Genomic DNA, 18,184 nt, shown 5'->3' with positions numbered 1-18,184 from the left:
CCCCCCCCTGGGCGCTGTGGCCGGCCCCCCGCCCCGCCACCCGGCCGGCGCGGGTCGTTCGACTCCCTTCTTTTCGGGGCATTTCATGCAAAATCATATCGGCGCACGGAAAGGGTTATCCCTGAGCGATCCACGTGTGCGCGCGTGGCTGTTCCAGATCATCACGGTCGTGGCCGTGATCGGCCTGGGCTGGTACCTCATCCACAACACCCAGACCAACATGCAGCACCGAGGGATCACCTCGGGCTTCGACTTTCTCGAGCGCAGTGCCGGTTTCGGCATCGCCCAGCACCTGATCGACTACACCGAAGCCGACACCTATGCACGGGTGTTGCTGGTTGGCCTGCTCAATACCCTGCTGGCAAGCGTCATCGGCATCATCATCGCCACCGTGCTTGGCTTCGTCGTCGGCGTTGCCCGGTTATCCTCGAACTGGGTGATCAGCAAGCTGGCGGCCGTGTACGTCGAGACCTTCCGTAACATTCCACCGCTGCTGCAGATCCTGTTCTGGTACTTCGCGGTTTTCACCGCCCTGCCGGGGCCACGCGGCAGCATCAACATCGATGACCTGTTCTTCATCAGCAGCCGTGGCGTGAACATGCCCGGAGCCTCCATCGGCGAAGGTTTCTGGCCGTTCGTCGCGGCGGTGCTGCTGGCGGTCGTGGCCATTGTCCTGATGGTGCGCTACGCCAACAAGCGCTTCGATGAAACCGGCCAGCCGTTCCACAAGTTCTGGGTAGGGCTGGCGCTGCTCGTTGGCATTCCCGGTATCAGCGCGCTGCTGTTTGGCAACCCATTGCAGTGGGAAGTGCCGCAGCTCAAAGGTTTCAACTTCGTCGGCGGCTGGGTGCTGATTCCCGAATTCCTCGCGCTGACCCTGGCACTGTCGATCTACACCGCCGCTTTCATCGCCGAAATCGTGCGCGCGGGTATCCGTTCGGTCAGCCATGGCCAGACCGAAGCGGCCCGTTCGCTGGGGCTGCGCGAAGGGCCGACCTTGCGCAAGGTCATCATTCCGCAGGCGATGCGGGTGATCATTCCGCCGCTGACCAGCCAATACCTGAACCTGACGAAGAACTCGTCGCTCGCGGCGGTCATCGGCTACCCGGAATTGGTGTCGCTGTTTGCCGGCACGGTGCTGAACCAGACCGGCCAGTCGGTCGAGGTCATGGCGATCACCATGGCTGTGTATCTGACGATCAGCATCAGCATTTCGTTGCTGATGAACTGGTACAACAAGCGCATTGCGCTGATCGAGCGGTGAGGACAGGCGCATGACTTCCCATGTTTTCAAACCCGATATGCCGCCACCGGTGAAGACCGTCGGCGTGCTGGCGTGGATGCGCGCCAACCTGTTCTCCAGCTGGATCAACACGCTGTTGACCCTGTTCGCGATCTACCTGATCTGGCTGATCGTGCCGGCACTGTTGCAGTGGGCGTTCCTGGACGCCAACTGGACGGGCACGACCCGCGCGGACTGCACCAAGGATGGCGCATGCTGGGTGTTCATCCAGCAACGCATCGGCCAGTTCATGTACGGCTATTACCCGAGCGAGTTGCGCTGGCGGGTCGACCTGACCGTGTGGCTGGGCGTGATCGCCGCCGCACCGCTGTTCATCCGCCGGTTCCCGCGCAAGGTGCCCTACGGTATTGGTTACCTGGTGCTGTATCCGATCCTCGCCTACCTGCTGCTGCACGGTGGCAGCTTCGGCCTGACGCTGGTGCCGACCTCGCAATGGGGCGGCCTGATGCTGACCCTGGTCATCGCGACCGTAGGTATCGCCGCAGCCTTGCCGCTGGGCATCCTGCTGGCGCTGGGACGGCGCTCGAAGATGCCGGTGGTCAAGGCCGTGTCGGTGACTTTCATCGAGTTCTGGCGTGGCATTCCGCTGATCACCGTGCTGTTCATGTCGTCGGTGATGCTGCCGCTGTTCATGCCCGAGGGCACGAGCTTCGACAAGCTGCTGCGGGCGATGATTTTCGTGATCCTGTTCGAGTCGGCCTACATTGCCGAGGTGGTTCGCGGCGGCCTGCAGGCGATTCCCAAGGGGCAGTACGAGGCAGCCGCGGCGATGGGGCTGGGCTATTGGCGTGCCATGGGCCTGGTGATCTTGCCGCAGGCCCTGAAGCTGGTGATCCCCGGCATCGTCAACACCTTCATCGCGCTGTTCAAGGACACCAGCCTGGTGATCATCATCGGCCTGTTCGACCTGCTCAACAGCACCCGCCAAGCCACGGCAGATCCTGCCTGGCTCGGCATGGCGACCGAGGGCTACGTGTTCGCGGCCCTGGTCTACTGGATTTTCTGTTTCGGTATGTCCCGCTACTCCATGCACCTGGAGCGCAAGCTGGACACTGGCCACAAGCGTTAGGAGTTTCGAAATGAGTGAAGCGATCAAGCAGCCTGCCGGCCCCGAAGGCATCATCCAGATGCAGGGTGTGAACAAGTGGTATGGCCAGTTCCATGTGCTCAAGGATATCAATCTGAACGTACGCCAGGGCGAGCGCATCGTCCTGTGCGGGCCGTCCGGCTCGGGCAAGTCCACCACCATCCGCTGCCTGAACCGGTTGGAAGAGCACCAGCAGGGGCGCATCGTCGTCGATGGTGTGGAACTGACCAACGACCTCAAGCAGATCGAGGCGATCCGTCGTGAAGTCGGCATGGTGTTCCAGCACTTCAACCTGTTCCCGCACCTGACCATCCTCGAGAACTGCACCCTGGCACCGATGTGGGTACGCAAGATGCCCAAGCGCAAGGCCGAGGAAATCGCCATGCATTACCTGGAGCGTGTGCGTATTCCAGAGCAGGCGCACAAGTTTCCGGGGCAGTTGTCCGGTGGTCAGCAGCAACGTGTGGCCATTGCCCGCGCGCTGTGCATGAAGCCCAAGATCATGCTGTTCGACGAGCCGACTTCGGCACTCGATCCGGAAATGGTCAAGGAAGTGCTCGACACCATGGTCGGCCTGGCCGAAGACGGCATGACCATGCTCTGCGTCACCCACGAGATGGGCTTCGCCCGCACCGTGGCGAACCGGGTGATCTTCATGGACAAGGGCGAGATCGTCGAGCAGGCCTCGCCGGATGACTTCTTCGACCGGCCGCGCAGTGACCGGACCAAGTTGTTCCTGAGCCAGATCCTGCACTGATGTGACTGGGGCCGCAAAGCGGCCCCATCTTGTTGTTACTTTTCTTCCTTGGTCGCCACCGGCGCCGGTGGCGGACGCAGCCCGACCTCGGCAATCAGCTTCAACTGCTTGCCATTGCGCATCACCTCGATGCTGATCTTCTCGCTGGGTTTGATTCGTGCCACCTGGTTCATCGACCTGCGACCATCGCCGGCCGGCTCGCCATTGATGCTCATGATCACGTCACCCAGTTGCAGCCCCGCACGCTGGGCCGGGCCGTCGCGGAAAATACCGGCGACCACGATACCCGGACGCCCCTGCATGCCGAACGACTCGGCCAGCTCCTCGCTCAATGGCTGCACCTCGATGCCCAGCCAGCCGCGAATCACCTGGCCATGCTCGACGATCGACTTCATCACCTCCAGCGCAAGCTTGGCGGGGATGGCGAAACCGATACCCTGCGAACCGCCGGATTTGGAGAAGATCGCGGTGTTGATGCCGATCAGATTGCCGTTGGCGTCGACCAGTGCACCGCCGGAGTTGCCCGGGTTGATGGCCGCGTCGGTCTGGATGAAGTCTTCGTAGTTGTTCAGCCCCAGCTGGTTGCGGCCGGTGGCGCTGATGATACCCATGGTCACGGTCTGACCGACGCCGAAGGGGTTGCCGATGGCCAGGCAGACATCGCCGATGTGGATGTTATCGGAGCGGCCGATGGTGATGGCTGGCAGGTTCTTCAGGTCGATCTTCAGCACCGCCAGGTCGGTTTCCGGGTCGCTGCCGATGACCCGGGCCAAGGTCTCGCGGCCATCCTTGAGCGCCACCACGATCTGGTCGGCACCGCTGGTCACGTGGTTGTTGGTCAGCAGGTAGCCTTCGGGGCTCATGATCACCGCCGAGCCCAGGCTCGATTCCCAGCGCCGCTGCTTGGGCAGGTTGTCGCCGAAGAAGCGCCGGAACTGAGGGTCTTCGAACAGCGGGTGGGCGCTCTTGTTGACCACTTTGGTGGTGTACAGGTTGGCGACCGCGGGCGCCGCCAGGGTGACGGCGTCGGCATAGCTGACCGGGCCCTGCATGATCCGCGAAGTCTGCGGTGCCTGTTGCAGGTTGACGTCCTGGCTGGGCAGGCCGACCCACTCCGGGAAACGCTGGATGATCAGTGCGGCGATCAGTACGCCGGTGAGCAGGGGCCAGCCAAAGTAACGCAAAGCCTTGAGCATCGAATGAATCCTGGAAATGGGACGAGGGCCGGGGCGCGAACGCGCGCGATCATACACCTCGGTGATGAGTGAGGGTATGGATCGCGAAGCAACTGACGCTGATGTACGCCGGTTTCCCCGAACCCGGCGACGGCCCATAATGACGCCCAGTATACGAGGCCTGGCGCCCGTTGAAGCAGCGAATTACGAGGAGATTTTCCATGGCCGTCGCCCTTAGCACCCTGGTCGAGGAAGCCGAGCGCTACCTGTCCAGCGCCAAGATCCAGGATTACTGCCCCAACGGCCTGCAGGTCGAGGGGCGTCCGCAGGTCAGCCGCATCGTCACGGGCGTCACGGCCAGCCAGGCCTTGCTCGATGCTGCAGTCGAAGCCGAGGCCGACCTGGTGCTGGTGCACCATGGCTACTTCTGGAAGGGCGAGAGCCCGTGCATCACCGGTATCAAGCAGCGACGCATCAAGACCCTGCTCAAGCACGACATCAGCCTGCTGGCCTTCCATCTGCCGCTGGACGTGCACCCTGAGGTGGGCAACAACGTGCAGTTGGCCCGCCAGCTCGACATCACCGTCGAAGGACCTCTCGACCCCGAAAACCCGCGGGTGGTCGGCCTGATCGGCTCGCTCGCCGAGCCCATGTCGGCCGGCGATTTCGCCCGCCGCGTGCGCGAAGCCATGGGCCGCGAGCCGCTGTTGGTCGAGGGGGAGGGGATGATCCGCCGGGTCGGCTGGTGTACCGGTGGCGGCCAGGGCTATATCGACAACGCCATCGCCGCGGGTGTCGACCTGTTCATCAGCGGCGAGGCCTCCGAGCAGACGTACCACAGCGCGCGCGAGAACGGCATCAGCTTCATCGCAGCAGGGCACCACGCCACCGAACGCTATGGGGTGCAGGCGCTGGGCGACTACCTGGCCAAGCGCTTTGCCCTGGAGCACCTGTTCATCGATTGCCCGAATCCAATTTAGGCAGGTGCGGTCCTCAAACCCCCAGTCATATCATTAGACCGTTTCGATCTAGCAGCCCGCCTAAATAGAATCAGGCGCTGTGATAAAGTGGCTCGCTCGAACACGGCCCGCTGGCCGTCCATAAGATCGTTTTTCGTGAGTAGCCATGGTCGACAAACTGACGCACTTGAAACAGCTGGAGGCGGAGAGCATCCACATCATCCGCGAGGTGGCCGCCGAGTTCGACAACCCGGTGATGCTGTACTCGATCGGCAAGGACTCCGCCGTGATGCTGCACCTGGCGCGCAAGGCTTTCTTCCCGGGCAAGCTGCCGTTCCCGGTGATGCACGTCGACACCCAGTGGAAATTCCAGGAGATGTACCGCTTCCGCGACAAGATGGTCGAGGAAATGGGGCTGGAGCTGATCACCCACGTCAACCCCGAGGGTGTGGCGCAGGGGATCAACCCCTTCACCCACGGCAGCTCCAAGCACACCGACATCATGAAGACCCAAGGCCTGAAGCAGGCGCTGGACAAGCATGGTTTCGACGCCGCCTTCGGTGGCGCACGCCGCGATGAAGAGAAGTCGCGGGCCAAGGAGCGTGTCTACTCGTTCCGCGACAGCAAGCACCGCTGGGACCCGAAGAACCAGCGTCCGGAGCTGTGGAACGTCTACAACGGCAAGGTCAACAAGGGCGAGTCGATCCGCGTCTTCCCGCTGTCGAACTGGACCGAGCTGGACATCTGGCAGTACATCTACCTCGAAGGCATCCCGATCGTGCCGCTGTACTTCGCCGCCGAGCGTGAAGTCATCGAGAAGAACGGCACCCTGATCATGATCGACGACGATCGCATCCTCGAGCACCTGAGCGACGAGGAGAAGGCGCGCATCGTCAAGAAGAAGGTGCGTTTCCGTACCCTGGGCTGCTACCCGTTGACGGGCGCTGTCGAGTCCGAAGCCGAAACGCTGACCGACATCATTCAGGAAATGCTTCTGACGCGTACTTCCGAGCGTCAGGGCCGAGTCATCGACCACGATGGCGCCGGCTCCATGGAAGACAAGAAACGTCAGGGCTACTTCTAACTTCAGGGTTACTCCATGTCGCACCAATCCGATTTGATCAGCGAAGACATCCTCGCTTATCTGGCTCAGCACGAGCGCAAAGAACTGCTGCGTTTCCTCACCTGCGGCAACGTGGATGACGGCAAGAGCACCCTGATCGGGCGCCTGCTGCACGACTCCAAGATGATCTACGAGGACCACCTCGAGGCCATCACCCGTGACTCGAAGAAGTCCGGTACCACGGGCGAGGAAGTCGACCTGGCGCTGCTGGTCGATGGCCTGCAGGCCGAGCGCGAGCAGGGCATCACCATCGATGTCGCCTACCGCTACTTCTCCACCGCCAAGCGCAAGTTCATCATCGCCGATACCCCGGGCCACGAGCAGTACACCCGCAACATGGCCACCGGCGCCTCGACCTGCGACCTGGCGATCATCCTGGTCGATGCCCGCTATGGCGTGCAGACCCAGACCCGCCGCCACAGCTATATCGCCTCGTTGCTGGGCATCAAGCACATCGTCGTCGCGATCAACAAGATGGACCTCAAAGGCTTTGACGAGCAGGTCTTCGAGTCGATCAAGGCCGACTACCTGAAGTTCGCCGACGCCATCGACCTGAAGCCGTCGAGCCTGCACTTCGTGCCGATGTCGGCGCTCAAGGGCGACAACGTGGTCAACCGCAGCGAGCGTTCGCCGTGGTACACGGGCCCGGCGCTGATGGAGATCCTCGAGACCGTCGAGGTTTCGGCTGACCGCAACGTCACCGATCTGCGTTTCCCGGTGCAGTACGTCAACCGCCCGAACCTGAACTTCCGCGGCTTCGCCGGCACCATCGCCAGTGGCGTGGTGCACAAGGGCGACGATATCGTGGTGCTGCCGTCGGGCAAGAGCAGCCGCGTCAAGTCCATCGTCACCTACGAGGGCGAGCTGGAGAACGCAGGCCCAGGTCAGGCCGTGACCCTGACCATGGAAGACGAGATCGACATCTCCCGCGGCGACCTGCTGGTGCATGCCGACAACGTCCCGCAGGTGGCCGACCAGTTCGAGGCCATGCTGGTGTGGATGGCCGAGGAGCCGATGCTTCCGGGCAAGAAGTACGACATCAAGCGCGCCACCAGCTATGTGCCAGGCTCGATTGCCAGCATCACCCACAAGGTCGATGTGAACACCCTGGAGCAGGGCGCCGCCAGTGCGCTGCAACTGAACGAGATCGGTCGCGTCAAGGTCGCCCTGGACGCCGCCATCGCACTGGACGGCTACGACAGCAACCGCACCACCGGTGCGTTCATCGTCATCGATCGCCTGACCAACGGCACTGTCGGCGCCGGCATGATCATCGCCCCGCCGGTGCTGCCGCACGGCGGTACTGGCCAGCACGGCAAGCTCGCCCACGTCTCCACCGAGGAGCGTGCCTTGCGCTTCGGCCAGCAACCAGCCACCGTGCTGTTCAGCGGCCTGTCGGGCGCCGGCAAGAGCACCCTGGCCTACGCCGTGGAGCGCAAGCTGTTCGACATGGGCCGTGCGGTCTACGTGCTCGATGGCCAGAACCTGCGCCATGACCTGAACAAGGGCTTGCCGCAGGATCGCGCCGGTCGCACCGAGAACTGGCGTCGTGCCGCTCACGTAGCGCGCCAGTTCAACGAAGCCGGCCTGCTGACCCTGGCCGCCTTCGTCGCCCCGGATGCCGAAGGCCGCGAGCAGGCCAAGGCGCTGATCGGCAAGGAACGCCTGGTGACCGTCTACGTCCAGGCTTCGCCGCTGGCGTGCCGCGAGCGCGACCCACAGGGCCTGTATGCCGCCGGTGGCGATAACATCCCGGGTGAAAGCTTCCCGTTCGATGTGCCGCTGGATGCGGACCTGGTGATCGACACCCAGAGCACCAGCGTCGAGGACGGCGTGAAGCAAGTGCTGGATGTGCTGCGCCAGCGCGGCGCGATCTGACGTTCGCTGCTGCACCAGAAACCCCGCTTCGGCGGGGTTTTCTGTTGTTGGCCAGACCCATTCAGGCCAGCCCATTGTCCTGCCGCCACTTCATCACCTCTTGAACAATGCTCTTCGCCGACTCGCTTGTGCGTGATTCGGGGTGATAGATGAGGTCTGACCCCTGCGGGTGAGCGGTGATGTCGATGAAGTGCTCCAGCAACCCATCCTGGAACTCGGACGAACCTTGTGCGGCGATGAGCATTTCGACCAGCGATTCGAACTCGTCAGGCGCGTAGTCGCTCAGCTGTTGCCTGAAGGTGATCATTCCTCGACCTCCGAGGACAGCGCATATTGCAGGGCGCTCATGATCCGCATGTTGTCCATGTCGTACACCACTGCGCTGAGCGCCGGTGGCAAGAGGTGGCAGATCTGGTAGGAGCGCAAGCCTCTGGCCGTTTCACTGAACGGCGCGCGAGGCGCCCAGCCTTTCTTGATTCGGTTCAATTGCGATTCGACAAATTGCTTCGAGAGTACCGGGTCTTCGGCGATGGTCATCCAGAAGGTGCTGGAGAACTGGTCGAAGCTTGTGAAATGGTGTCCGGCGAGTTTTTGGGCAATGTGAGTGGGGATGGGTGTGGCCATGTCGTTCGGGCTCCTTGTGCACGACAGGGTGAGGTGCCCCATGATCAACGCTTGGTCAGCCAGGGAATAGATTCCGATTGCCGAGTTCTGCGCGGGTTGTTTTCTTGTGGCGAGTCAGAAAACTCCGCTACTGGTGTCGTCCAGGGCTGGCACCCTGTGCAAGACGCCTAGATATGCTTCTCCCCCACCGGAATCACCCGCCTTTCCTTCACGGCCTTGTACGAAAAGCTCGAATAGATTTCCTTCACCCCGGGCAGTGTCTGCAGCACTTCGCGGGCGAATTCGCCGAAAGACTCCAGGTCCCGCGCGAGGACCTCCAGGAGAAAGTCATAGCGCCCCGAGATGTTATGGCAGGCGACGATTTCCGGGATTTCCATCAGGCGCTTCTCGAAGGCGCGGGCAGCGTCCTTGTTGTGCGATTCCATCATGATGCTGACGAATGCAGTGACACCAAAGCCCAGAGACTTGGGCGAAAGGATGGCCTGGTAGCCGGTAATGTAGCCGCCTTCCTCCAGCAGCTTTACCCGACGCCAGCAAGGTGAGGTGGTCAGGGCGACCTGGTCGGCGAGGTCGGCGACGGTGAGGCGGGCGTTGTCTTGCAGGGCGCCGAGCAGGGCGCGGTCCGTTCGGTCGAGAGGGGCTGGCATGGTGTGCCCTTTTTTCGGTCTGATTGTTGTTTTTGTTCCAGAACTGCCGATGTTCACGGGGCAATTTGGAAAAAAATCCGGTGTGCCAAGGCATAAGCTTAGAACAAACAACAAGGAGGCTGTTGTCATGCGCGCCACTGTCGACAAGACCGGTTTTTCCACGCGGGCCATTCACCATGGCTACGACCCGCAGTCCCACGGTGGTGCGCTGGTGCCGCCGGTCTACCAGAACGCGACCTACGCGTTCGAAAGCGTCGAGTATGGTGCGGCCTGTTTTGCCGGCGAGCAGGCCGGGCATTTCTACAGCCGTATCTCCAACCCGACCCTGGCCCTGCTCGAGCAGCGCATGGCTTCGCTTGAAGGTGGCGAGGCGGGCCTGGCGCTGGCCTCGGGGATGGGCGCCATCACTTCAACGCTGTGGACGCTGCTGCGTCCCGGTGATGAGCTTATCGTCGGCGATACCCTGTATGGCTGCACCTTCGCTTTCCTGCACCATGGCATCGGCGAATTCGGCGTCAAGGTGAAACATGTCGATCTGAACGATCCCGCTGCGCTCGAGGCGGCGATCACCTCCAGTACACGGATGATCTATTTCGAAACCCCGGCCAACCCCAACATGCACCTGGTGGACATCGCCGCAGTGGTGGGCGTGGCGCGCCAGCATGAGCTGCTGGTGGTGATCGACAACACCTACTGCACCCCCTATCTGCAACGCCCGCTGGAGCTGGGCGCGGACCTGGTGGTGCATTCGGCGACCAAGTACCTCAGTGGTCATGGCGATATCACCGCCGGGTTGGTGGTAGGGCGCAAGGCGCTGATCGACCGCATTCGCCTGGAAGGCTTGAAGGACATGACCGGCGCCGTGCTGTCGCCGCACGACGCATCGCTGCTGATGCGCGGTATGAAAACCCTGGCCCTGCGCATGGACCGCCATTGCAGCAACGCCCTGCGCGTGGCGCAGTTCCTGGAGCGTCATCCGCAGGTCGAGCTGATTCATTACCCGGGCCTGCCTAGCTTTGCGCAGTTCGGCCTGGCGCAGCGGCAGATGCGTTTGCCGGGCGGGATGATTGCGTTCGAGCTCAAGGGTGGCATCCAGGCGGGGCGACGCTTCATGAACGCGTTGCAGCTGTTCAGGCGTGCAGTGAGCCTGGGGGATGCCGAGTCGCTGGCGCAGCACCCGGCGAGCATGACCCATTCGAGCTATACGCCCGAGGAACGGGCGCAGCATGGGATTTCCGAGGGGTTGGTGCGGTTGTCGGTGGGCCTGGAGGATGTCGACGACCTGCTGGCAGATCTTGGGCAGGCCCTCGGGAGCCGTGTTCGAGTTGAGTGATGGCCACTTCTCACGGGCACAAAAAAGGCCGCTTTTAGCGGCCTTTGTCATGCTTGCTGGGTCAACGCTTGAGGCCGTAGCTCTCGTCGAGCATGCCCGGCGAGTTCGGCGCCTTGGGCGCGTAGTCGCGTGGGACTTCGGCGGTATCCTTCGGCGGTGTCAGGCGATCGCGCGGACCCTGCGCGGCTTCGGAGTGCAACGAAGCGAGCAGGCGCTGACGGGTCAGTTCGTCCAGGGCCAGGCGATTGGCCCCGTCGGCCAGGTGATCCTGCACATCCTGGTAGCTCTGGGTCAGTTTCTTGACCAGCGAAGCAGTGCTGTTGAAGTGGGTGACCACTTCGTTCTGGTAATTGTCGAAACGCTGCTGGATGTCATCCAGCTGGCGTTGCGTACTGCTGGGAGCCGCGTTGGGGAGAAGGCGGGCCAGGGCGAAACCGACGACGACACCAACGACCAGTGCCAGGGTCGGCAGCAACCAAACAAGGAGCGAGTGTTCCACGAGTCCTTCCTCTATAAACGGCTTTGCTTTACGTTAACGGCTCAGACCTGCGCTGTATACCGCGAGCAATCGCAAATCAGAACAGAATTCCCCCTCTAGACGAATCGACCCCCCTCGAGGTCACGGAGTAGTGCCTTGCTTGTCCGCGAAACCCCCTTGTTCATCGACGGCCCCAGTGGCCCGCTGGAAGCCTTGTACCTGGACGTGGCAGATGCCCGCGGCGTGGTGCTGATCTGCCACCCCAACCCGGTCCAGGGCGGCACCATGCTCAACAAGGTGGTCTCGACGCTGCAACGCACGGCTCGCGATGCCGGCTACAGCACCCTGCGCTTCAACTACCGTGGCGTCGGCCAGAGTGCCGGCAGCCACGACATGGGTGCTGGCGAAGTGGCCGATGCCGAGGCCGCCGCGGCCTGGCTGCGCGACAAACACCCTGAGCGGGCGCTGGTACTGATGGGCTTCTCGTTCGGGGGCTTCGTCGCCGCCAGCCTGGCTGGGCGCCTGGAGGCCGACGGGGTGACGCTGCAACATCTGTTCATGATTGCCCCGGCGGTGATGCGCCTGACCGAGCAGTTCCCGCTGGCGCAGCAGTGCCCGATCACCGTGGTCCAGCCCGACGCCGACGAGGTGGTCGACCCTGCGCTGGTCTATGAATGGTCCGACACACTGACGCGCCCCCATGAGCTGCTGAAAGTGGCAGAATGCGGACACTTCTTCCATGGCAAGCTGACCGATCTGAAGGATCTGGTGCTGCCGCGTCTTTCGAACTGAGCCAAGCCTGAATAAGCGATCACCCATGACCACGCGCATTCTCACCGGTATCACCACCACCGGCACCCCGCACCTGGGCAACTACGCCGGTGCCATCCGCCCGGCGATCCTCGCCAGCCAGCAGCCCGGTGCCGACTCGTTCTACTTCCTGGCCGACTATCACGCCCTGATCAAGTGCGACGACCCGCTGCGCATCCAGCGCTCGCGCCTGGAAATCGCCGCCACCTGGCTGGCCGGCGGCCTGGATCCGGACAAGGTCACGTTCTACCGCCAGTCCGACATTCCCGAGATCCCCGAGCTGACCTGGCTGCTGACCTGCGTGGCTGCCAAGGGCCTGCTCAATCGTGCCCACGCCTACAAGGCCTCGGTCGACAAGAACCTGGAAAACGGCGAAGACCCGGATGCCGGTGTGTCCATGGGCCTGTACAGCTATCCGGTGCTGATGGCTGCCGACATCCTGATGTTCAATGCGCACAAGGTCCCGGTCGGTCGTGACCAGATCCAGCACGTTGAAATGGCCCGTGACATCGGCCAGCGCTTCAACCACCTGTTCGGCCAGGGCAAGGAGTTCTTCGTCCTGCCCGAGGCGGTGATCGAGGAGAGCGTGGCCACGCTTCCGGGCCTGGACGGTCGCAAGATGTCCAAGAGCTACGACAACACCATTCCGCTGTTCACCAGCGCCAAGGACATGAAGGACGCCATCTCGCGCATCGTCACCGATTCGCGTGCCCCAGGCGAGGCGAAGGATCCGAACAACTCCCACCTGTTCACCCTGTACCAGGCCTTCGCCAGCGCCGCACAAGCCGGCGAGTTCCGCGAAGAGCTGCTGCAGGGCCTGGGCTGGGGCGAGGCGAAAAACCGCCTGTTCCAGTTGCTCGACGGCCAGTTGGCCGAGAAGCGCGAGCACTACCATCAACTGATCTCGCGGCCGTCGGACCTGGAAGACATCCTCCTGGCCGGCGCCGCCAAGGCCCGCAAGATTGCCACGCCGTTCCTCGAGCAGTTGCGCGAATCGGTGGGCCTGCGCTCCTTCCGCAGCAGCGTCCAGGTCAACGCCGAAGTGAAGAAGAAGGCCGCCAAGAGCGCGCGCTTCGTCAGCTTCCGCGATGAAGACGGCAGCTTCCGCTTCCGCCTGCTGGCCGCCGATGGCGAGCAATTGTTGCTGTCGCGCAGCTTCGCCGACGGCAAGAGTGCAGGCGCGGTGAGCAAGCAACTGCAGCAGGGTGGCGAGGCGGATGTGCGCGTAGATGGCCTCGGCTTCAGCCTGTGGCTCGATGGCGAGCAGGTGGCCGACGGGCCGCAGTTCGCCGATGCAAGCGCCCGTGATGCGGCGGTGCTGAGCCTGCGTGAGGCGTTGGCGCCCCAGCAGGACTGAGGCATATTGACACAAGTCTGATTGCCATTAAGCGGGCCGGTCGCTACAGTGACGGCCCGTTTTTTGTTGCCTCGCTAACGAATCATGACGCCCCTAGAACGATATCAAGCAGATCTGAAACGCCCCGATTTCTTCCATGACGCGGCGCAGGAAACGGCTGTGCGTCACTTGCAGCGCCTGTACGACGACCTGGTCGCCGCGCAGAACAACAAGCCGGGCGTGTTCGGCAAGCTGTTCGGCAAGAAGGAGCAGACGCCGGTCAAAGGCCTGTATTTCTGGGGCGGGGTGGGGCGTGGCAAGACCTACCTGGTCGACACCTTCTTCGAGGCGCTGCCGTTCAAGGAGAAAATGCGCACCCACTTCCACCGCTTCATGAAGCGTGTGCACGAGGAAATGAAAACCCTCAAGGGTGAGAAGAACCCGCTGACCATCATCGCCAAACGCTTCTCCCAGGAAGCCAAGGTGATCTGCTTCGATGAGTTCTTCGTGTCCGACATCACCGATGCGATGATCCTCGGCACTTTGATGGAAGAGCTGTTCAAGAACGGCGTCTCGTTGGTGGCGACCTCCAACATCGTGCCGGACGGCCTGTACAAGGACGGCCTGCAGCGTGCGCGCTTCCTCCCGGCCATCGCCATGATCAAGCAGTACACCGATGTGGTGAACGTCGACAGTGGCGTCGACTATCGCTTGCGCCACCTGGAGCAGGCCGAGCTGTTCCACTTCCCGCTCAACGAAGCTGCCCACGAGAGTCTGCGCGCCAGTTTCAAGGCACTGACCCCCGATTGCACCCAGGCGGTCGAGAACGACGTGCTGATGATCGAGAATCGCGAGATCCACGCGTTGCGCACCTGTGACGACGTCGCCTGGTTCGACTTCCGCGCCCTGTGCGACGGTCCGCGTAGCCAGAACGACTACATCGAGTTGGGCAAGATCTTCCATGCCGTGCTGCTGAGCAATGTCGAGCAGATGGGCGTCACCACCGACGACATCGCCCGCCGCTTCATCAACATGGTCGACGAGTTCTATGATCGCAACGTCAAGCTGATCATTTCGGCCGAAGTCGAGCTCAAGGACCTCTACACCGGCGGGCGCCTGAGCTTCGAGTTCCAGCGTACCCTCAGCCGACTGCTGGAAATGCAGTCCCACGAGTTCCTGGCTCGCGCGCACAAACCCTGAAGCCATGCCTGACCCCTGGCAGGCGCGGGCTTGGCGCACCCGCTAGGGGAGGTTGGTGTTCTCAGGCTTCCTGCATGAACTGCTGCCGATACTGGTTCGGCGACAGTTCAGTGTGCTGGCGGAAGAGTCGGGCGAAGAAGCTCGCGTCGTCGTATCCCACCTCATAACTGATGGTCTTGATGCTCTTGCGGGTGCTCGAGAGCAGGCCCTTGGCTGTCTCGATGCGCAGGCGCTGCAGGTAGTGCAGTGGCTTGTCCCCGGTCGCGCTCTGGAAGCGGCGCATGAAGTTGCGGATGCTCATGCCATGGTTGCGCGCCACGTCCTCGAAACGGAACTTGTCGGCGAAGTGCTCCTCCAGCCAGTGCTGGATCTGCAGGATGATCAGGTCCTGGTGCAGCTTCTGGCCGCCAAAGCCCATGCGCCCCGGCGTGTAGTTGCGCTGCACTTCGTAGAGGATGTCGCGAGCCACCGCCCGCGCGACGTTGGCGCCGCAGAAGCGCTCGATCAGGTAGATGTACAGGTCGCAGGCCGAGGTGGTGCCGCCGGCGCAGTACAGGTTGTCGGCGTCGGTCAGGTGCTTGTCCTGATTCAGGCGGATAGTGGGGAAGCGTTCGGCGAAGCTGTTGAAGAAACGCCAGTAGGTGGTCGCCTCCTTGCCATCGAGCAGGCCTGACTCTGCGAGCCAGAACACGCCGCTGGCTTCACCGCACAGCACGGCGCCACGGGCGTGCTGCTCACGCAGCCAGGGTAGGACTTGCGGGTAGCGGGCGAGCAGGTTGTCGAAGTCGTCCCAGAACGCCGGGAGGATGATCACATCGGCGTCACCCAGGCCACTGTCCACGGGGAGTTGTACGTCGCTGAAGCTGTCCACCGGCTGGCCGTCAGGGCTCACCAGGTGAATTTCGAACATCGATTGCAGCCCCAGGCCCAGTTGCTTGCTGTAACGCAGGCTGGCCAAGTGGAAGAAGTCCTTGGCCTGCATCAGTGTCGAAGCGAACACCTTATCAATGGCCAGGATGCTGACGCGCCGCAACGACGCGGAGGGTTGGGTAAACATCATTGTCATTGTTCTTATAGGGTAGAGTGGTCAATCACCGGCTGGATCGTCTTATTTTTTGGCGATTGTGTCTACCCCGAAGAAATGCGCTGCCTTCTTCGCGGGCCTACCTGCGAAGAAGGCAGCAATGCTATCGCCTCAAGGCGCCGGATTCGGCTGCCCTTGGTGAATCGCCTCGATCGCCGCCAGCAGTTCGTCGCCGAGTTTCAGTTCGATGCTTGCCAGGTTGCTGCGCAACTGCTCGAGGCTGGTCGCCCCGATGATGTTGCTGGTCACGAACGGCTGGCGGGTGACGAACGCCAGGGCCATCTGCGCCGGATCCAGGCCATGTTCGCGGGCCAATTGCACGTAGCGGCTGCAGGCGGCCACGGTCTGCGGGTTGGAGTAGCGGGCGAAGCGGCTGAACAGGGTCAGGCGTGCATTTTCAGGGCGCGCGCCGTTTTCGTACTTGCCCGACAGCATGCCGAAGGCCAGCGGCGAATAAGCCAGCAGGCCGCACTGCTCGCGGATCGCTACTTCCGCCAGGCCCACCTCGAAGCTGCGATTGAGCAGGTTGTACGGGTTCTGGATCGAAACTGCACGTGGCCAGCCCCGGCTTTCGGCCAGGTGCAGGAACTTCATGGTGCCCCACGGCGTTTCGTTGGACAGGCCGATGTGGCGGATCTTGCCGGCGCGCACTTGCTCGTCGAGCACCTCCAGCGTTTCCTCCAGCGGCGTGAACAGGTCGTTGGGCAGGTGCTGGTAGCCCAGCTTGCCGAAGAAGTTGGTCGAACGTTCCGGCCAGTGCAGTTGGTAGAGGTCGATGCGGTCGGTCTGCAGGCGCTTGAGGCTTTCGTCCAGCGCGACGACGATGTGCTGGCGGTTGTGCTTGAGCTGGCCGTCGCGGATATGGCTGATGCCGTTGCCGGGGCCGGCGACTTTGCTGGCGAGGATCCAGTCGTCACGGTCGCCATTGGCGGCGAACCAGTTGCCGATGATGCGTTCGGTGGCCGCGTAGGTCTCCGGGCGCGGCGGCACCGGGTACATTTCGGCGGTATCGATGAAGTTGATGCCGGCGGTCTTGGCCAGGGCGATCTGCTCGAAGGCCTCATCCTGGACGTTCTGCTCACCCCAGGTCATGGTGCCCAGGCACAGTGCGCTGACGTTGAGGTCGGTACGGCCGAGCTTGCGGTATTCCATCGGAAGGCTCTCTGCTGGACAAAGAAACCATCAAAGCAGGTTGAAAATCTTTGCGCAATCTGGATAATGCTGGGCCTCTCCGTGTGGCGGAAGTGATGCACCACCACGCAGGAAGAACCCCGTCGATCATGGGCGTGCCCGACCCGAGCCCCCAAAAGCGTCCGTGCTCGGCTGCGCGCTTGCCCTTGGCAAGTTGTGCACTATCCAGTAAGATTCGCCGTCTATTTTTCGCTGGGCGGCCTCTGAGGCTTTAGAGAATGAAAACTTTTACTGCTAAACCGGAAACAGTAAAGCGCGAGTGGTTCGTAATCGATGCCGCTGGTCAGACCCTGGGTCGTCTGGCTACCGAAATCGCTACCCGTCTGCGCGGCAAACACAAGCCTGAGTACACTCCTCACGTTGACACCGGCGACTACATCGTCGTCATCAACGCCGAGCAGGTTCGTGTAACTGGTGCCAAGTCTTCGGACAAGATGTACTACTCCCACTCCGGCTTCCCAGGTGGCATCAAGGAAATCAGCTTCGAGAAGCTGATCGACAAGGCCCCTGAGCGCGTCATCGAGACCGCGGTCAAAGGCATGCTGCCGAAGAACCCGCTGGGTCGCGACATGTACCGCAAGCTGAAAGTGTACGCGGGTGCTACCCACCCTCACACTGCTCAGCAGCCTCAAGAACTGAAGATCTAACGGGATAGTTCATTATGTCGGCGACTCAAAATTACGGCACTGGCCGTCGCAAGACCGCAACCGCTCGCGTTTTCCTGCGTCCGGGTACTGGTAACATCTCCATCAACAACCGTCCTCTGGACACTTTCTTCGGTCGCGAAACCGCTCGCATGGTTGTTCGCCAGCCGCTGGAACTGACCGAGACCGTTGAGAAGTTCGACATCTACGTCACCGTCGCCGGTGGTGGTGTCAGCGGTCAGGCCGGTGCTATCCGCCACGGTATCACCCGCGCCCTGATGGAATACGACGAAACCCTGCGTGGCGCTCTGCGTCGTGCTGGCTACGTCACCCGCGACGCTCGTGAAGTCGAGCGTAAGAAAGTGGGTCTGCGTAAAGCGCGTAAGCGTCCTCAGTACTCCAAGCGTTAATACCGCTTCGGCAGTCGAAAAAGCCCGGTTCCTTGGAACCGGGCTTTTTTTATGTCTTGAACTAACCTGTCAGCATGTCCGGGCCGAGTTGCCACATAGACGCAGATCAAGCAAAGCGAGGGTTGTAGCCCGAACCAGGGGTAAT

Annotated in this window: 19 protein-coding genes; 12 read left to right on the top strand and 7 right to left on the bottom strand. The window is 62.2% G+C overall.

The features are described from left to right. The first annotated feature begins 85 nt into the window (after positions 1-85). The 3 genes from IAE40_RS17250 to IAE40_RS17240 are packed head-to-tail and all read left to right on the top strand — an operon-like array spanning position 86 to position 3,147. Complete coding sequence (locus IAE40_RS17250; protein WP_197891819.1) at positions 86-1,264, top strand: amino acid ABC transporter permease; 1,179 nt, start codon at positions 86-88, stop codon at positions 1,262-1,264. Between the two features lie 10 nt (positions 1,265-1,274). Continuing rightward, positions 1,275-2,372: an amino acid ABC transporter permease gene (locus tag IAE40_RS17245; protein ID WP_065864161.1), complete on the top strand. Its 1,098-nt coding sequence runs from the start codon at positions 1,275-1,277 to the stop codon at positions 2,370-2,372. A 10-nt stretch (positions 2,373-2,382) separates the two neighbouring features. Then, positions 2,383-3,147: an amino acid ABC transporter ATP-binding protein gene (locus tag IAE40_RS17240; RefSeq protein WP_054893975.1), complete on the top strand. Its 765-nt coding sequence runs from the start codon at positions 2,383-2,385 to the stop codon at positions 3,145-3,147. 35 nt (positions 3,148-3,182) lie between these two features. Here the strand turns inward: IAE40_RS17240 and algW are convergent, their stop codons facing one another. Further along, positions 3,183-4,343: a Do family serine endopeptidase AlgW gene (algW, locus tag IAE40_RS17235; protein WP_063546025.1), complete on the bottom strand. Its 1,161-nt coding sequence runs from the start codon at positions 4,341-4,343 to the stop codon at positions 3,183-3,185. 200 nt (positions 4,344-4,543) lie between these two features. Between algW and IAE40_RS17230 the strand changes: the two genes are divergently transcribed. The 3 genes from IAE40_RS17230 to cysN all read left to right on the top strand — a co-directional run bounded on the left by IAE40_RS17230 (position 4,544) and on the right by cysN (position 8,282). Beyond that, positions 4,544-5,302 (top strand): Nif3-like dinuclear metal center hexameric protein, encoded by a 759-nt coding sequence (locus IAE40_RS17230; RefSeq protein ID WP_112899096.1) that lies wholly within the window; start codon positions 4,544-4,546, stop codon positions 5,300-5,302. Between the two features lie 145 nt (positions 5,303-5,447). After that, positions 5,448-6,365 carry a sulfate adenylyltransferase subunit CysD gene (cysD, locus tag IAE40_RS17225; protein ID WP_009408193.1) on the top strand — a complete coding sequence of 306 codons (918 nt, stop codon included), beginning with the start codon at positions 5,448-5,450 and terminating at the stop codon, positions 6,363-6,365. A gap of 15 nt (positions 6,366-6,380) precedes the next feature. After that, a complete protein-coding gene (gene cysN, locus IAE40_RS17220) occupies positions 6,381-8,282 on the top strand; it encodes a sulfate adenylyltransferase subunit CysN (protein ID WP_054893978.1) in 1,902 nt (633 codons plus the stop codon). A gap of 61 nt (positions 8,283-8,343) precedes the next feature. Here the strand turns inward: cysN and IAE40_RS17215 are convergent, their stop codons facing one another. The 3 genes from IAE40_RS17215 to IAE40_RS17205 all read right to left on the bottom strand — a co-directional run bounded on the left by IAE40_RS17215 (position 8,344) and on the right by IAE40_RS17205 (position 9,553). After that, entirely contained in the window at positions 8,344-8,589 is a 246-nt protein-coding gene (locus IAE40_RS17215) for a bacteriocin immunity protein (protein ID WP_200603587.1), read from the bottom strand. After that, the gene (locus IAE40_RS17210) at positions 8,586-8,906 is read right to left on the bottom strand and encodes an S-type pyocin (protein ID WP_200603586.1); all 321 of its coding nucleotides are present in this window, start codon (positions 8,904-8,906) and stop codon (positions 8,586-8,588) included. Before IAE40_RS17210 ends, IAE40_RS17215 begins: the two co-directional genes overlap by 4 nt. A 167-nt stretch (positions 8,907-9,073) precedes the next feature. Then, the gene (locus IAE40_RS17205; RefSeq protein WP_054893981.1) at positions 9,074-9,553 is read right to left on the bottom strand and encodes an Lrp/AsnC family transcriptional regulator; all 480 of its coding nucleotides are present in this window, start codon (positions 9,551-9,553) and stop codon (positions 9,074-9,076) included. A 127-nt stretch (positions 9,554-9,680) separates the two neighbouring features. On the opposite strand from IAE40_RS17205, the gene IAE40_RS17200 reads away from it, so the two are divergent. After that, the gene (locus IAE40_RS17200; protein WP_063546022.1) at positions 9,681-10,886 is read left to right on the top strand and encodes a methionine gamma-lyase; all 1,206 of its coding nucleotides are present in this window, start codon (positions 9,681-9,683) and stop codon (positions 10,884-10,886) included. Positions 10,887-10,947: 61 nt separating this feature from the next. Here IAE40_RS17200 and IAE40_RS17195 read toward each other — a convergent pair whose 3' ends face one another. Then, positions 10,948-11,385 carry a YhcB family protein gene (locus IAE40_RS17195; RefSeq protein ID WP_054893983.1) on the bottom strand — a complete coding sequence of 146 codons (438 nt, stop codon included), beginning with the start codon at positions 11,383-11,385 and terminating at the stop codon, positions 10,948-10,950. Between the two features lie 135 nt (positions 11,386-11,520). Here IAE40_RS17195 and IAE40_RS17190 point away from each other — a divergent pair, with 135 nt between their 5' ends. The 3 genes from IAE40_RS17190 (at position 11,521) to zapE (ending at position 14,710) form a co-directional block, all read left to right on the top strand. Further along, complete coding sequence (locus IAE40_RS17190; protein ID WP_200603585.1) at positions 11,521-12,156, top strand: alpha/beta hydrolase; 636 nt, start codon at positions 11,521-11,523, stop codon at positions 12,154-12,156. A 25-nt stretch (positions 12,157-12,181) separates the two neighbouring features. Further along, on the top strand, positions 12,182-13,531 hold the full coding sequence (locus IAE40_RS17185; RefSeq protein WP_200603584.1) for a tryptophan--tRNA ligase: 1,350 nt from the start codon (positions 12,182-12,184) through the stop codon (positions 13,529-13,531). A gap of 84 nt (positions 13,532-13,615) precedes the next feature. Beyond that, positions 13,616-14,710, top strand: a complete 1,095-nt coding sequence (zapE, locus tag IAE40_RS17180) for a cell division protein ZapE (RefSeq protein ID WP_054893986.1) — start codon at positions 13,616-13,618, stop codon at positions 14,708-14,710. A gap of 61 nt (positions 14,711-14,771) precedes the next feature. On the opposite strand, the gene IAE40_RS17175 is transcribed toward zapE, so the two are convergent. Together IAE40_RS17175 and IAE40_RS17170 are read right to left on the bottom strand one after the other, a co-directional pair. Continuing rightward, positions 14,772-15,668 carry a GlxA family transcriptional regulator gene (locus IAE40_RS17175; protein ID WP_172964850.1) on the bottom strand — a complete coding sequence of 299 codons (897 nt, stop codon included), beginning with the start codon at positions 15,666-15,668 and terminating at the stop codon, positions 14,772-14,774. Positions 15,669-15,905: 237 nt separating this feature from the next. Further along, positions 15,906-16,946: an NADP(H)-dependent aldo-keto reductase gene (locus IAE40_RS17170; RefSeq protein WP_200603583.1), complete on the bottom strand. Its 1,041-nt coding sequence runs from the start codon at positions 16,944-16,946 to the stop codon at positions 15,906-15,908. Positions 16,947-17,203: 257 nt separating this feature from the next. Between IAE40_RS17170 and rplM the strand changes: the two genes are divergently transcribed. Continuing rightward, positions 17,204-17,632, top strand: a complete 429-nt coding sequence (rplM, locus tag IAE40_RS17165; protein ID WP_054893988.1) for a 50S ribosomal protein L13 — start codon at positions 17,204-17,206, stop codon at positions 17,630-17,632. A gap of 14 nt (positions 17,633-17,646) precedes the next feature. Then, a complete protein-coding gene (rpsI, locus tag IAE40_RS17160) occupies positions 17,647-18,039 on the top strand; it encodes a 30S ribosomal protein S9 (RefSeq protein ID WP_054893989.1) in 393 nt (130 codons plus the stop codon). The last annotated feature ends 145 nt before the right edge of the window (positions 18,040-18,184 follow it).

Source organism: Pseudomonas sp. S44, assembly GCF_016624805.1.
GTDB lineage: Bacteria > Pseudomonadota > Gammaproteobacteria > Pseudomonadales > Pseudomonadaceae > Aquipseudomonas > Aquipseudomonas machongensis.
This window is presented reverse-complemented; position numbering and strand designations above follow the sequence as displayed.

What these genes read in the sequence shown, in the direction of transcription:
- IAE40_RS17250 (WP_197891819.1), top strand. Translation starts at nt 86, where the DNA reads ATGCAAAATCATATCGGCGCACGGAAAGGGTTATCCCTGAGCGATCCA.
- IAE40_RS17245 (WP_065864161.1), top strand. Translation starts at nt 1,275, where the DNA reads ATGACTTCCCATGTTTTCAAACCCGATATGCCGCCACCGGTGAAGACC.
- IAE40_RS17240 (WP_054893975.1), top strand. Translation starts at nt 2,383, where the DNA reads ATGAGTGAAGCGATCAAGCAGCCTGCCGGCCCCGAAGGCATCATCCAG.
- algW (WP_063546025.1), bottom strand. Translation starts at nt 4,343, where the DNA reads ATGCTCAAGGCTTTGCGTTACTTTGGCTGGCCCCTGCTCACCGGCGTA.
- IAE40_RS17230 (WP_112899096.1), top strand. Translation starts at nt 4,544, where the DNA reads ATGGCCGTCGCCCTTAGCACCCTGGTCGAGGAAGCCGAGCGCTACCTG.
- cysD (WP_009408193.1), top strand. Translation starts at nt 5,448, where the DNA reads ATGGTCGACAAACTGACGCACTTGAAACAGCTGGAGGCGGAGAGCATC.
- cysN (WP_054893978.1), top strand. Translation starts at nt 6,381, where the DNA reads ATGTCGCACCAATCCGATTTGATCAGCGAAGACATCCTCGCTTATCTG.
- IAE40_RS17215 (WP_200603587.1), bottom strand. Translation starts at nt 8,589, where the DNA reads ATGATCACCTTCAGGCAACAGCTGAGCGACTACGCGCCTGACGAGTTC.
- IAE40_RS17210 (WP_200603586.1), bottom strand. Translation starts at nt 8,906, where the DNA reads ATGGCCACACCCATCCCCACTCACATTGCCCAAAAACTCGCCGGACAC.
- IAE40_RS17205 (WP_054893981.1), bottom strand. Translation starts at nt 9,553, where the DNA reads ATGCCAGCCCCTCTCGACCGAACGGACCGCGCCCTGCTCGGCGCCCTG.
- IAE40_RS17200 (WP_063546022.1), top strand. Translation starts at nt 9,681, where the DNA reads ATGCGCGCCACTGTCGACAAGACCGGTTTTTCCACGCGGGCCATTCAC.
- IAE40_RS17185 (WP_200603584.1), top strand. Translation starts at nt 12,182, where the DNA reads ATGACCACGCGCATTCTCACCGGTATCACCACCACCGGCACCCCGCAC.
- zapE (WP_054893986.1), top strand. Translation starts at nt 13,616, where the DNA reads ATGACGCCCCTAGAACGATATCAAGCAGATCTGAAACGCCCCGATTTC.
- IAE40_RS17170 (WP_200603583.1), bottom strand. Translation starts at nt 16,946, where the DNA reads ATGGAATACCGCAAGCTCGGCCGTACCGACCTCAACGTCAGCGCACTG.
- rplM (WP_054893988.1), top strand. Translation starts at nt 17,204, where the DNA reads ATGAAAACTTTTACTGCTAAACCGGAAACAGTAAAGCGCGAGTGGTTC.
- rpsI (WP_054893989.1), top strand. Translation starts at nt 17,647, where the DNA reads ATGTCGGCGACTCAAAATTACGGCACTGGCCGTCGCAAGACCGCAACC.